Here is a 12373-nt window from a genome sequence, read left to right as displayed (position 1 = left end):
GGGGGCTTGTTTCCTCCGCCGCTACAGGGTGACCAGCCGGTCGTCCTGAAGGGTCGCGAGCAGGTCGATCAGACCGCCTGCCGCGACCCTTTGCGTGTCCGCCGACAGCCCGGCAAGCGCCAGGCCGGTCTGGCACGCGATCAGCTCGACGCCGCTCTCCACAGCAATGGTGCGCAGCTCGGTCAGGTCCGGCAGGCCGCCCGGCGCGGGCGCGTTGCCCGCCAGCAACCCGACCGACGCTTCGTGCAGATAGACGCGCGCCCGACCGCCCAGCGCGGCGGCGGCGCAGGCCATGGTCAGCGCGGCGCGCAGCCGGTCGGGATCGGCACCGGCGACGACGATGGTCAGCCCGCGCATCGGCAGCCGGGGTCCTTGGGCAGCGTCAGCGTGCGGAAGCGGAAGCCGAGCAGGTCGGCGATCAGCAGCTTGCCCGCCGTGTCGTCGCCGAAACCGACGATCGCGCGCATCACTTCCAATGCGGCCATGCTGCCCATGATCCCGGTCAGCGCGCCGAGCACCCCCTGATCGGCGCAGCTGGCATCGGCGCGGGCGGGATCGTCACCCACGAAGCAGCGATAACAGGGCAGCTGCGGTTCCCAGCCGCGGAACACGCCCAGCTGCCCTTCGAACTGTCCGACCGCCGCCGATACCAACGGGATACGCGCGGCGAGTGCTGCATCGGCGACGGTCAGGCGGGTGGCGAAATTGTCACAGCCGTCCAGCACGACCTGCGCCCCCGCTAGCAGGTCGGCGGCATTGGCGGCATCGATCCGGACGCGGTGCGGCACGACCGTCACGAACGGGTTGATCCGCGCGATTGCCGTCGCCGCCGCCGCGACCTTGGCCGTGCCGATATCGGCGTCGCCGAACAGCGTCTGGCGTTGCAGGTTGCTGGTATCGACCTGATCGTCGTCGATCACGACCAGCGTACCGATCCCTGCCGCCGCCAGATATTGCAGCGCGGGCGACCCGATGCCGCCGGCACCGATGACCACGACCCGTGCGGCCTTCAGCGCGGCCTGTCCCGCGCCGCCGACCTCACGCAGCACGAGGTGGCGGGCATAACGGTCGAGTTCGGCGTCGGAAAAATTCATTCGACCCAATCGAACAACAGCACCGCGCGATACCAGTTGCCGGGGCTGACGAAGCGCGGGACCAGGTTGCCGCGCGCATAGCTGATCACCAGACCGGCGGCATATTGTTCGACGGTCGGGCAATCGATCGCGCGCGGGATGGTCGCGCGCACGACGTGATCCTCGCCGATCAGCACCGCGACATCGACCTGCAGTTGCGCGCGGCCGCTAACCGGCAGGGGACGGGGACAACTGGCGCGGCGCAGTTCGGACTGGATGAACGCCGTCATCTGCGCGGTCGGGCGCGGCGTCCGGCGATAGGGCAAGGGCGGCAGCGCCTGCCAGTCGATCGGCGAGCGTGCCTGCGGCACCGGCACCATTGGCGGCGCGACCGGCACGGGCGGGACCAGCGGCGTACCCTGCGCCAGCTGCGCGGTCAGACCGAGCAGGGCGAACGGGATCATCGTCCGGTCGACCCGAACCCGCCGGCGCCGCGCGCGGTATCGTCGAGCGTTTCGACCGCATGCCAGGTCGCGCGGGTGACCGCCGCCGGCACCAATTGCGCAATGCGTTCGCCGCGCACCACGCGAAACGGTTCGTGGCCCAGATTGGCGAGGATCACCTTCACCTCACCACGATAATCGCTGTCGATCGTGCCGGGGGTGTTGAGGCAGGTGATACCGTGCTTCAGCGCAAGGCCGGAGCGCGGGCGGACCTGCACCTCATACCCCTCTGGAATCGCGATGGCGAAGCCGGTGGCGACGGCATGGCGCGCGCCGGGGGCAAGGTCGACATCCTCGGCCGCGACGACATCCATCCCCGCCGCACCGGCGGTGGCATAGGCCGGCAGCGGCAGGTCGACACCATGGGGCAGGCGGAGGATCTGGAGCGCAATCATGGGGTCACCACAGCGTTTCGGGGCGGTACCGGCGCCGGATCGGCCGACATGCGGCGCACCGCGTCGATCAGGTCGGTATCGTCCAGCAGGTCATGGCCGCGTCCGGGCAGCACGCGATAATCGGTGGCGATGCCGCGCAGCGCCAGCGCCTCGGCATAGGGGCGCGAGAAGCGTTGTGGCGTCTCGCCATCGTCGGCTCCCACGAGCAGCGCGACACGGGTGACCGGCGCCACCCCGCCGACCGTCATCAGCGGATCGAAACTGGTGACCGGCGCGGCGAAGCCGGCATGCCCCTGCTTCGCGCGGAACCTGCGCCATTCGGGCAGCATGCACGGGCATCCCGCGAGCACGACGCCATCGACCAGACCGGGGCGCAGGCCGGCGAGCGCCGCCGCCATCGCCGCACCGCCCGACTGGCCGATCAGGATGCTGCGCGCCTGCGGATAGCGGGCGCGCCAGCCCTTGATCGTGTCGGCCACCACCGCGATCCGGTCGGCGGTATAGGCATCGCCTCCGGTCCCGCCGCGCGATCCGGGGGAGTGGTTGCCGGCAGCGTCGTGATAGCCCGGCCGCAGCAGCGCAACGACATGGGCGGACGGGATGGCATCGGCCAGGTGCTGCGCCGATCCGGCGAACGATGCCGGCACCTCGCCCTCGCCATCGCCGTGGAGCACGATGACCAAGGTACGGACGTCCCGCGCTGCGCCGGGGCCGAACTCCTGCCCGGCCAGCGCCACGGCCGACGGAGCCGTCGCATGGGGCGCGCATCCGGCCACGGCGGCGGCGAGGAGGAGGAGGCTATGCCAGCGCATCGGCGATCCGGTCGGCCAATCGGCCGGCGACGTCATGCTTGGGTGCGTCGGGCCAATGCTCGACCCCTTCGGCCGTAACGAGATGGACGGTATTGCGGTCGCCGCCCATCACATCGCCCGACACGTCGTTGGCGACGATCCAGTCGGCATTCTTTGCCGTCCGCTTGGCCGTGGCATGGGTCAGCACGTCGTCCGTTTCGGCCGCAAAGCCGATCAGCAGGCGCGGGCGGCGGGGGGATTTGCCGAGCATCGCGAGGATATCGGGATTGGGCAGCAGCGTCAGCACCGGCGGGCCGTCGCCCTTCTTCAGCTTGGAGGGGGCGGCCTCCACCTGCCAGTCGGCGACCGCCGCGACCATCACCGCCGCATCGGCGGGCAGCGCCTGCGCCACGGCATTGGCCATGTCGCGCGCCGATTCAACATCGACCCGATCGACGCCCGGCGGGGTCGGCAGCGTCACCGGCCCGGCGATCAGCGTCACCCGCCCCCCGCGCGCGGCACAGGCGGCGGCGATGGCGAACCCCTGTTTCCCCGACGACCGGTTGGCGAGATAGCGCACCGGATCGATCGGCTCATGCGTCGGCCCGGCGGTGACCAGCACATGGCGCCCGGCCAGCGTCTGCGGCGCGGGCGGCGCGGTCATGCGTTCGATTGCTGCGACGATCGCGGCGGGTTCGGGCAGGCGGCCGGGGCCGAACTCGCCGCACGCCATCGCGCCCTCGTCGGGGTCGAGCACGGTGATGCCGTCGCCGCGTAGCGTCGCCACGTTGCGGACGGTCGCGGGATGTTGCCACATCCGCACGTTCATCGCGGGCACCGCCAGCACCGGCTTGTCGGTGGCGAGCAGCAGGGTGGTGGCGAGGTCGTCGGCGACGCCCGCCGCCATCCGCGCCATCAGGTCGGCGGTGGCGGGCGCGACGACGACCAGATCGGCCTGGCGGCTGAGCTGGATATGGCCCATCTCCGCCTCGTCCTTCAGGTCCCACAGGCTGGTATGGACCGGCTGTTCGGACAGGGCCGCCAGCGTCATCGGCGTCACGAATTGCGCGCCGCCATCGGTCAGCACACAGCGCACGCTGTGCCCGGCCCCGCGTAGCAGGCGGATCAGCTCGCACGCCTTGTATGCGGCGATGCCCCCACCGACGATCAGCAATATGCGTGTCATCGGGTGATCCTCTGCACCCGAACGCGTCGCCTGTCGAGCAAGGTGCGCGTCAGATCGCGCAGGGTGTCGGGCAAAAAGGCCATGCCGACCAGATAGGCAGGGGCGGCGATCAGTACCCAATGGAAGCTGTCGGTGCGTGCGAACAGTGCGACCAGCAGCGCGAACGTGCCGAAGACGGCGGCGGTACGCGCACCCAGTGACCCCGGTGCCGCCGCCCAGCCGACCAGCGCGACCATCGCCAGCGGCGCGCCCAACCACCAGGGCAGCAGGGTGAGCGCGGTCGATCGCGCCATGCCCGATGCGAACAGCGCCGGGCCGTGCCAGCCGCCCCAGCCGCCGGCGCTTGCGTCCAGCGGCCCGGCGACCATCGCGATCGCGCGCGCATGGAGCGACAGGATGGCAACGAACAGCAACAGGATCGCGCCCCATGCCAGCGCCTCGCGCCGCTGCCGATCGATCAGCGCCGCGAGTAGCATGACGATGGCGTAGAGCGCGGCGGTTTCGCGGATCAGCATGGCGCACAGCGCCAGCGCCACCGCCTCGATCCAACGGCCCTCCCGTCGGATGGCCAGCGACCATGCGACCAGCAGCCCGCCCCACAATTCGTGAAACTGCACCAGCGACGGCTGGACGAAGGCGACCATGCCGCCCGCCAGCAGGAACAGCGCGGTGATGCGCGGTGGCCCGCGACCGAACCAGTCGCCGATCCGCCGGGTCCAGGCAAAGCCGGTGGCGGCGGCGAGCAGCACCAGCAGCACGACCGACACGCTGTCGGGCAGCGCCGCCTGCACCACGCTCAGCGTCGGCAGGCGGACGGCGGTGAACGGGCGCAGCGGATAGCCCGCCGCGCGAAATTCGGTCGCGACCACGCCGTAATAATCTTCGCCGCGCCGGACCCCATCGACCACCGCGCCGTACAGGCCCAGGTCGCCCTGTCCGCGCGCGCCCGCATCCTCGACCGGGCGCATCCACGCGGTCAGCAGCAGCGCGACCCCAAGGAGCAGCAGGACGAGCGCCGATATCGGCCGCAATCCCGCGAACCGGCTGGGCGACGACAGCCACAGCGGCGGCCGTGGCCGGATCATCCCAGCAGCTGCACCAGTGCTGCGCCCGCCGCCCCGCTGGCCAGTGCGACCAGCCCGTAGCGCCAGCCGCCGCCGACCTTGACCACCGCGATATCGGGCAGCGGCGGGGAGGGCGGGGCACCACCGGGCGCGGGATAGCGCGCCTCGATATTGCGCAGCAGGTCGGGCAGCCGGGCAAAGGTGCGCAGGTCGGTGATGATCCGGTCGGCGACCATCGCTTCGGGGCCCAGCTCGTCGCGAATCCAGCCGCGCACGAACGGCGCCGCCGTTTCCCACAGGTTGATGTCGGGATCGAGCGCGGTGGCGACCCCCTCGACCATCACCATCGTCTTTTGCAGCAGCAGCAGATGCGGCTGGGTCTGCATGTCGAAATCGCGGGTGATGTTGAACAGCGAATCGAGCATCATGCCGACCGACATGTCCTTGACCGCCAGCCCGCGCATCGGCTCGCCCACCGCACGCAATGCCGTCGCGAACTCGGCGACATTGTGGTGCGCAGGCACATAGCCCGCCTCGAAATGGATTTCCGCGACGCGTTTATAGTCGCCGGTGATGAGGCCGTAGAGGATCTCCGCCAGCCACACCCGCGCGCGCCGGTCGATCCGGCCCATGATGCCGAAATCGATCGCGGCGATGCGGCCGTCGGGCAGCGCGAACAGATTGCCCTGATGCATGTCGGCGTGGAAGAAGCCGTCGGCGATCGCCTGCCGCAGGAACGCGCGGACGAGGCGCGTCGCCATCGCATTCAGGTCGTGCCCAGCGGCAACCAGCGCGGGGCGGTTCGACAGCTTGATGCCGTCGATCCACTGGGTCGTCAGCACCTTCGATGTCGTGCGCTGCCAGTCGATATCGGGGACGGTGAAGTCCGGTTCGGCCTCCATGCTGTCGGACAGTTCCGACGCGGAGGCAGCTTCGCGGCGCAGGTCGAGTTCCCGCGCGGTCCAGCGCTTCATCGTTTCGATGACGAGGCGCGGGCGCAGGCGCTTCAGCTCGCCGCCCATCGTCTCCAGCCGGGCGGCGGCCCATTCATAGGTGTCGATCGCGTCGAAGAACTGCGCCTCGACCCCCGGGCGCAGCACCTTTACCGCGACCTGCCGGCCATCGGTGGTTATCGCGCGGTGGACCTGCGCGATCGAGGCCGCGCCGACCGGCGTTTCCTCGATCGAGGCGAACAGCGCGGAGATCGGCTGGCCGAGGCCCGATTCGATCGCCGGCCGCACCACGTCCCATGGCAGCGGCGGCAGCGCGTCCTGCAGGCTCAGCAGGTCCTGCGCGACGGCTTCGCCGACCAGATCGGGGCGGGTGGCGAGCGTCTGCCCCAGCTTGATCGCGGCGGGGCCGAGCGCGGCGAACGCCTCGGCATAGCGCGGCGTTTTCGGCACGCGCGCGCCCAGTCGGGCGAGCCGCACCACGCGGCGCAGGCGCGCGGGCGTGCGCGGGTTGCGCTCGATATCGATCAGCGCGCCGTGCCGCGCCAGCGTGCGCCCCCATTTCAGGATGCGCCAGCCATGGGTGAGGGTGGACGTCATGCGGCCTTTTGCCCTGGACCCCCGCCTGCGCGGGGGTTCGATGCCTTCGGCATCAAATCTTCCACCCGCTATGGATCGCGACCAGCCCGCCCATGATCGGTTCGACCCGCGTGCGGATGAAGCCGGCATCGCCGATCATCCGCTCGAACGTCGGCATGTCGGGGAAGCGGCGGATCGATTCGATGAGGTAGCGATAGCTGTCCTCGTCATTCGCCAGCAGCTTGCCGAGCTTGGGCACCAGCTTGTGCGAATATTGATCGTAGACATCGGCGAAGCCCGGCCACGTCACGGTCGAGAATTCGAGGCAGAAGAACCGCCCGCCGCGCTTCAGTACGCGGTGCGCCTCGCGCAGCGCCTTCGGGATATCGGTCACGTTACGAATGCCGAACGCGATCGTGTACGCATCGAAGCTGCGATCGGCGAAATCCAGCGTCTCGGCATTCTGCTCGGACCAGAGCAGGCCGTCGATCTTGCGCTTTTTGGCGCGTTCCATGCCGACGCCCAGCATTGCCGGGTTGATGTCGGCGACGGTGATGTTCGCGCCGTGCTTGGCCATGCGGAACGCGATGTCGCCGGTGCCGCCCGCCATGTCGAGGATCGATTCGCCCTTGCCCGGCTTTACCCGCGCGACGAACCGGTCCTTCCACAACCGGTGCATGCCCCCCGACATGGCGTCGTTCATCAGGTCGTAGCGCGCCGCCACGCTGGCAAACACATCACCGACGCGCCGCGTCTTTTCATCGGGGGCTACGTCTTCGTAACCGAAGGATACCGTGTCGTTCATGTGTCTGCCCTAGCCGCGCCTTGTGGCGGGGGCAAACCGAACCTAGCTTTCTTTACAGTCAGGGACGTACCGGTCCCCATCGATTGGACCCCATGCCCGAACTGCCCGAAGTCGAAACCACCGTTCGCGGTCTGGCGCCCGTCCTGCAGGGCCAGCGGCTGACCCGAGTCATTGCCAATCGTCCCGACCTGCGCCGGGCGATGCCGGTCGACCTGGGCCAGCGGCTGACCGGGGCGACGGTCACCGGCCTGTCGCGCCGCGCCAAATACGGGCTGATCGATACCGATCGCGGCGACAGCTTCATCTTTCACCTCGGCATGTCGGGGCGCTGGCGGGTCGACCCCGCCGAACCTTTGGCCCACGACCACCTCGTGCTGGAAACGGCGGCGGGGCGGCAGGTGGTGCTGAACGATCCGCGCCGTTTCGGATCGGTCGACCTGCTACCGACCGCGGAGGTCGCCGCATGGCCGCCGTTCGTGGCGCTGGGGCCGGAGCCGCTCGGTCCCGATTTCACGGCCGAGCATCTCGAGCGCCGCTTTGCCGGACGCATCGCGCCGGTGAAGCTGCTGCTGCTCGACCAGCGGATCGTCGCTGGCTTGGGCAATATCTATGTCTGCGAGGCGCTGAACGTCGCGCGAATCGCCCCGACCCGCCCGGCCGGGCAGATCGCGCCAGAACGACTCGCCGCACTGGTCGATGCGACTCGCGCGGTGCTGCTGTCGGCGATCGAGGCGGGCGGATCGACCCTGCGCGACTATGCCCGGCCGGACGGTGAGCTCGGTTATTTTTCCAAGCAATTCCGGGTATATGGCCGCGAGGGCGAGGCGTGCCCGTGTGCCGGCGTCGTCGAGCGCCGGGTGGATGGCGGACGCTCCACCTTCTGGTGCCGAACTTGCCAGCGATAGTTGACCGGAGCGCGATGACCGTTTAAGGGGCGCACCTTCTCCGGTCGGGATCTGCTCGATCGGCACCAATCATTTGCGAGAGTCGAGGACGGCATGGCGAATACGCCACAGGCGAAGAAGCGTATCCGGCGCAATGCGCGTCGTGCGGAAATCAATGGTGCGCGCGTTGGCCGCATCCGTACCTTCGTAAAGAAGGTCGAAGCAGCGATCGTCGCCGGCGACCGCGAAGCGGCCACCACCGCGCTGTCGAATGTGCAGCCGGAACTGGCCCGTGGCGTCGCCAAGGGCGTGCTGCACAAGAACACCGCGAGCCGCAAGTTCGCACGCCTAACCAAGGCAGTCGGCGCGATCGCCTGATCCGCTGACGCCATTGGCGGCAAGCATGACACCCCGTCGGCGACCCTGCCGGCGGGGTTTTCTGCGTGTGTCCGCTGCCGTTCAGGGCGGGTGCCGGCCGGGTCGGAGCACCCGGAAATTTGGTTCCGCCCGCGCGCGTCGAATCACGCTGTCGGGAAATGGCGGAAATCCGTGGATTCCCGCGATTCAGCTCGGCTGATTCACCTTAAGATATTGATTAAAAACGTGAAAAAAGAAAATCGACGCATTTCTGCGGCTGGGGGCGTGTCAACCGTCTTTATTTCGGTTTGATGACTTGATCGAAGCGCGTTCCGGTTCCTAAACAGCACTCCCCGACGCCCTTGTGGCGATCCGGGGCCCGCGCGAATCTTTGCGTGCGACCGATGCCTCGGCGCGGTCGAGGGGGGATTTTTAGACGACGGACCAAGGGCGGTCGGGAAGCATGCTTCCCGGCGCGGGAGAGTTTTTGCCAGTGACGATACCGGTGGATCATGAACAGGTGGAGGTTGCGGCGGCATGGGCCCGCGTGCGCCAGAACCTGCGCGTGTCCGCCGGACAGCGCCTGTTCGACCGCTGGCTGAAGCCGATGGAGCTGGTCGCGCCCGATGGCGACGGCGTGGTGCGCCTGACGCTGCCATCGGCGTTCATGACCGATTGGGTCCGCAACCATTATGCCGAGCGGCTGGCGCATGAATTCCGCGCCCATCTGCCCCAGGTCCGGGACGTCGTCGTCGAAACCGCCACTGCCTTGCCCACGCGAATCGTTCCTCCCGCGCCGTTGTTCGACTCGGCCCCGGCCGATGCACCGCTGCCGCTGATGGCGGCCGCTGCGCCCGCGCCGCTGCCCGCCGTGTCGCAGCGCGCGCCGGCCGAGCGCCCTGCGTTCGACCCGCGCTATCGCTTCGACCGGTTCGTGGTCGCCCCGTCGAATCGTGTTGCGTTCAACGCGGCCAAGGCGCTGGCCGAACCGGGTGTGCCGCGCTTCAGCCCGCTGTTCCTCCACAGCGCCACGGGGCTGGGCAAGACGCACCTGATGCACGCCATCGGCCATGCGTTCCTCGAGGCCGATCCGGCGGCGAGCGCAGTCTATCTGCCGGCCGAGCGGTTCATGTTCGAATTCGTCGCGGCGATGCGCGCCCGCGACACCCACAGCTTCAAGGCGAAGCTGCGTGGCGTCGACCTGCTGATGATCGACGACCTGCAGTTCGTCGCCGGCAAGGACGCGACGCAGGAGGAATGCCTCCACACGATCAACGCGTTCATGGACGCGGGCAAGCGGGTGGTGATCGCCTGCGATCGTTCGCCGGCGCTGCTCGACGGGATCGATCCGCGGCTGCTGTCGCGGCTGGGCGGTGGCCTGGTCGCCGATATCAAGACGCCCGAGACGGAGCTGCGCCACGAAATCCTTGCCGCCAAGTTGGCCGAGGTTCCCGGCACGCCGGTGCCCGAGGACGTGATCGACCTGCTCGCCGGGCGGATTCGCGGCAGCGTGCGTGAGCTGGAAGGGGCGCTCAACCGCCTCGTCGCCTATGCCTCGCTCACCGGTGAGACGATCGACATGGCGTTCGCGCACGCGACGCTGGGTGAGATGCTGGCGGGGCCGGCGAAGCGCGTCACGATCGACGATATCCAGCGCGCGGTATCGGCGCATTTCGAGGTGAAGCAGCTCGACCTGATCTCGGCACGCCGGGCACAGGTGATCGCGCGGCCGCGGCAGGTGGCGATGTACCTTGCCAAGCGGCTGACGACCCGCTCGCTGCCCGAAATCGGCCGCAAGTTCGGCAATCGCGACCATTCGACCGTGATCCACGCCGTGCGCCGGATCGAGGAATTGCGCGGGGTCGATCGCGAGATCGACAGCGCGGTGCGCACGTTGATGCGCTCGCTCGAAGGCTGAGCGTACTTCCTACTTACACTATCCCGTTGGCTTCGAGCGCAGGTTCGAGCCTGTCGAGAACCGTAGTCGAGAAGGGGTTGCCCCAAAGGGGGCGTTCTCGACGGACGCTTCTCGACAAGCTCGCAGCTGCTCGAACCGAACGGATTGGGCGGGGGGGGGGTAGGATCTCCCTCACCCCGCCGATATCCGTCTTACGTGATGACGTCCGGTTCGTTGCGTCCGGTATGCGACTTTATCGACGCCAGCGTTTCCGCCGCTGCCACCAGCGGTGCCAGCGCGTCGCCGGTCTGCTGTGCCAGGTCGCCGTCGACCGGCGCATAGCGCTCGATATAGACGCGCAGCGTCGCGCCCTGCGTACCGGTGCCCGACAGGCGGAACACGATGCGCGATCCGTCGGCGAACAGGATGCGGATGCCCTGCTTGCGGCTGACCGATCCGTCGGTGCTGTCGTGATAGGCGAAGTCGTCGGCCTCGGCGATCGTCAGGTCGCCGATCGTCGTGCCGGGCAGCGTCGCCAGCCGATCGCGTAGCGACGCCACCAGGGCATCGGCCCCGGCTTGCTCCACGCCCTCATAATCGTGCCGCGCATAATAGTTGCGGCCATAGCGTGCCCAATGGTCGGCCATGATCTCCGCTACTGGCTGACGCCGCACGGCAAGGATGTTGAGCCACAGCAGCACCGCCCACAGGCCGTCCTTTTCGCGGACATGGTTCGATCCGGTGCCCGCGCTTTCCTCGCCACAGATGGTGACGAGGCCGGCGTCGAGCAGGTTGCCGAAGAACTTCCAGCCGGTCGGCGTCTCGTACAGCGGCACGTTCAGCGCCTGCGCCACGCGGTCGGCGGCGGCGGAGGTCGGCATCGAGCGGGCGATGCCGGCGATACCGTCCTTGTAGGCCGGGGCGAGGTGGGCGTTGGCCGCCAGCACGGCGAGCGAGTCCGAGGGCGTCACGAAGATGCCGCGGCCGATGATGAGGTTGCGGTCGCCGTCACCGTCCGACGCTGCACCAAAATCGGGGGCATCGTCGCCCATCATCCGCTCGTACAATTCGTGGGCGTGGACGAGGTTGGGATCGGGGTGATGGCCGCCGAAATCGGGCAGGGGGGTGCCGTTGACGACGGTGCCCGGGGCAGCGCCCAAGCGGCGTTCGAGAATTTCGGTCGCATACGGCCCGGTGACCGCGCTCATCGCGTCGAACGACAGGCGGAAACCGCCGGCGATCAGGTCGCGGATCGCGGCGAAGTCGAACAGCCCCTCCATGCATTCGGCATAGGCGGCTACGGAATCGATCACCTCGACGGTCATGCCGTCGACGGTGGTTTCGCCCGGCGTGTCGAGGTCGATGCCGGTCGCGTCGCTGATGACGTAGCGGTCGATCTCCAGCGTGCGGGCATAGAGCGCGTCGGTGAAGCCCTCCGGCGCCGGGCCGCCGTTCGACACATTATACTTGATCCCGAAATCCTCGTCCGGGCCGCCGGGATTGTGGCTGGCCGACAGGACTAGGCCGCCGATCGCGCCACGCGTGCGGATGACGTTCGAGGCAGCGGGGGTCGACAGGATGCCGCCCTGTCCGACGATCGCACGGGCAAAGCCGTTGGCGGCGGCCATGCGGATCGCGGTCTGGATGACTTCGCGGTTGAGGTAACGGCCGTCGCCGCCGATCACCAGCGTCGCGCCGTCCTTGCCCTCCACCACGTCGAACACCGACTGGATAAAGTTTTCGGCGTAATGCGGCTGCTGGAACACCCGCACCTTCTTGCGCAGGCCCGAGGTGCCGGGCTTCTGGTCGGTAAAGGGCGTGGTGTCGACGGTGGTGCTGGTCACGAACGGCGTCCCCTGTTGGGTGAGCAATGCTGCACGCATAATGTG

General features: G+C 68.7%; 13 protein-coding genes. 3 read left to right on the top strand and 10 right to left on the bottom strand.

Going from position 1 to position 12373, the window contains the following annotated elements; translation table 11 throughout:
* Nucleotides 1-21 precede the first annotated feature (21 nt).
* Genes ASE58_RS14525 through ASE58_RS14485 form a run of 9 tightly spaced genes read right to left on the bottom strand, consistent with a single transcriptional unit; the run spans nucleotide 22 to nucleotide 7346 of the window.
* Complete coding sequence (locus ASE58_RS14525) at nucleotides 22-357, bottom strand: DsrE family protein (RefSeq protein ID WP_055822834.1); 336 nt, start codon at nucleotides 355-357, stop codon at nucleotides 22-24.
* On the bottom strand, nucleotides 345-1094 hold the full coding sequence (locus tag ASE58_RS14520; protein WP_055822829.1) for a HesA/MoeB/ThiF family protein: 750 nt from the start codon (nucleotides 1092-1094) through the stop codon (nucleotides 345-347). The genes ASE58_RS14525 and ASE58_RS14520 overlap by 13 nt, the downstream gene beginning before the upstream one ends.
* Complete coding sequence (locus ASE58_RS14515) at nucleotides 1091-1537, bottom strand: hypothetical protein (RefSeq protein WP_235513635.1); 447 nt, start codon at nucleotides 1535-1537, stop codon at nucleotides 1091-1093. The genes ASE58_RS14520 and ASE58_RS14515 overlap by 4 nt, the downstream gene beginning before the upstream one ends.
* Nucleotides 1534-1971 (bottom strand): dUTP diphosphatase, encoded by a 438-nt coding sequence (gene dut, locus ASE58_RS14510; RefSeq protein WP_055822827.1) that lies wholly within the window; start codon nucleotides 1969-1971, stop codon nucleotides 1534-1536. Before dut ends, ASE58_RS14515 begins: the two co-directional genes overlap by 4 nt.
* Nucleotides 1968-2783 carry an alpha/beta fold hydrolase gene (locus tag ASE58_RS14505; protein ID WP_235513634.1) on the bottom strand — a complete coding sequence of 272 codons (816 nt, stop codon included), beginning with the start codon at nucleotides 2781-2783 and terminating at the stop codon, nucleotides 1968-1970. The genes dut and ASE58_RS14505 overlap by 4 nt, the downstream gene beginning before the upstream one ends.
* Complete coding sequence (coaBC, locus tag ASE58_RS14500) at nucleotides 2770-3948, bottom strand: bifunctional phosphopantothenoylcysteine decarboxylase/phosphopantothenate--cysteine ligase CoaBC (protein ID WP_055822824.1); 1179 nt, start codon at nucleotides 3946-3948, stop codon at nucleotides 2770-2772. The genes ASE58_RS14505 and coaBC overlap by 14 nt, the downstream gene beginning before the upstream one ends.
* Nucleotides 3945-5033, bottom strand: a complete 1089-nt coding sequence (locus tag ASE58_RS14495; protein WP_055822821.1) for a hypothetical protein — start codon at nucleotides 5031-5033, stop codon at nucleotides 3945-3947. Before ASE58_RS14495 ends, coaBC begins: the two co-directional genes overlap by 4 nt.
* On the bottom strand, nucleotides 5030-6562 hold the full coding sequence (ubiB, locus tag ASE58_RS14490; protein ID WP_055762148.1) for a 2-polyprenylphenol 6-hydroxylase: 1533 nt from the start codon (nucleotides 6560-6562) through the stop codon (nucleotides 5030-5032). The genes ASE58_RS14495 and ubiB overlap by 4 nt, the downstream gene beginning before the upstream one ends.
* Nucleotides 6563-6614: 52 nt before the next feature.
* Complete coding sequence (locus ASE58_RS14485; protein ID WP_055822819.1) at nucleotides 6615-7346, bottom strand: class I SAM-dependent methyltransferase; 732 nt, start codon at nucleotides 7344-7346, stop codon at nucleotides 6615-6617.
* A 92-nt stretch (nucleotides 7347-7438) separates the two neighbouring features.
* Between ASE58_RS14485 and mutM the strand changes: the two genes are divergently transcribed.
* The 3 genes from mutM to dnaA all read left to right on the top strand — a co-directional run bounded on the left by mutM (nucleotide 7439) and on the right by dnaA (nucleotide 10505).
* The gene (gene mutM, locus ASE58_RS14480) at nucleotides 7439-8251 is read left to right on the top strand and encodes a bifunctional DNA-formamidopyrimidine glycosylase/DNA-(apurinic or apyrimidinic site) lyase (RefSeq protein ID WP_055822816.1); all 813 of its coding nucleotides are present in this window, start codon (nucleotides 7439-7441) and stop codon (nucleotides 8249-8251) included.
* A 93-nt stretch (nucleotides 8252-8344) separates the two neighbouring features.
* The gene (gene rpsT / locus ASE58_RS14475; RefSeq protein WP_055762140.1) at nucleotides 8345-8608 is read left to right on the top strand and encodes a 30S ribosomal protein S20; all 264 of its coding nucleotides are present in this window, start codon (nucleotides 8345-8347) and stop codon (nucleotides 8606-8608) included.
* Between the two features lie 442 nt (nucleotides 8609-9050).
* The gene (gene dnaA, locus ASE58_RS14470) at nucleotides 9051-10505 is read left to right on the top strand and encodes a chromosomal replication initiator protein DnaA (protein ID WP_055822811.1); all 1455 of its coding nucleotides are present in this window, start codon (nucleotides 9051-9053) and stop codon (nucleotides 10503-10505) included.
* A gap of 191 nt (nucleotides 10506-10696) precedes the next feature.
* Here dnaA and ASE58_RS14465 read toward each other — a convergent pair whose 3' ends face one another.
* Complete coding sequence (locus ASE58_RS14465; protein ID WP_055822807.1) at nucleotides 10697-12367, bottom strand: alpha-D-glucose phosphate-specific phosphoglucomutase; 1671 nt, start codon at nucleotides 12365-12367, stop codon at nucleotides 10697-10699.
* Between the last annotated feature and the right edge of the window lie 6 nt (nucleotides 12368-12373).

This window comes from Sphingomonas sp. Leaf9 (genome assembly GCF_001421355.1).
Lineage (GTDB): Bacteria > Pseudomonadota > Alphaproteobacteria > Sphingomonadales > Sphingomonadaceae > Sphingomonas.
The sequence above is the reverse complement of the archived record's forward strand: the minus strand, read 5'-3'. Positions and strand labels throughout refer to the sequence as shown.

Coding starts and splice junctions, on each gene's coding strand:
- dnaA (WP_055822811.1), top strand. CDS start 9,051: ATGCTTCCCGGCGCGGGAGAGTTTTTGCCAGTGACGATACCGGTGGAT.
- ASE58_RS14485 (WP_055822819.1), bottom strand. CDS start 7,346: ATGAACGACACGGTATCCTTCGGTTACGAAGACGTAGCCCCCGATGAA.
- ASE58_RS14505 (WP_235513634.1), bottom strand. CDS start 2,783: ATGCGCTGGCATAGCCTCCTCCTCCTCGCCGCCGCCGTGGCCGGATGC.
- rpsT (WP_055762140.1), top strand. CDS start 8,345: ATGGCGAATACGCCACAGGCGAAGAAGCGTATCCGGCGCAATGCGCGT.
- ASE58_RS14525 (WP_055822834.1), bottom strand. CDS start 357: ATGCGCGGGCTGACCATCGTCGTCGCCGGTGCCGATCCCGACCGGCTG.
- ASE58_RS14465 (WP_055822807.1), bottom strand. CDS start 12,367: ATGCGTGCAGCATTGCTCACCCAACAGGGGACGCCGTTCGTGACCAGC.
- ASE58_RS14515 (WP_235513635.1), bottom strand. CDS start 1,537: ATGATCCCGTTCGCCCTGCTCGGTCTGACCGCGCAGCTGGCGCAGGGT.
- ASE58_RS14495 (WP_055822821.1), bottom strand. CDS start 5,033: ATGATCCGGCCACGGCCGCCGCTGTGGCTGTCGTCGCCCAGCCGGTTC.
- dut (WP_055822827.1), bottom strand. CDS start 1,971: ATGATTGCGCTCCAGATCCTCCGCCTGCCCCATGGTGTCGACCTGCCG.
- mutM (WP_055822816.1), top strand. CDS start 7,439: ATGCCCGAACTGCCCGAAGTCGAAACCACCGTTCGCGGTCTGGCGCCC.
- ASE58_RS14520 (WP_055822829.1), bottom strand. CDS start 1,094: ATGAATTTTTCCGACGCCGAACTCGACCGTTATGCCCGCCACCTCGTG.
- coaBC (WP_055822824.1), bottom strand. CDS start 3,948: ATGACACGCATATTGCTGATCGTCGGTGGGGGCATCGCCGCATACAAG.
- ubiB (WP_055762148.1), bottom strand. CDS start 6,562: ATGACGTCCACCCTCACCCATGGCTGGCGCATCCTGAAATGGGGGCGC.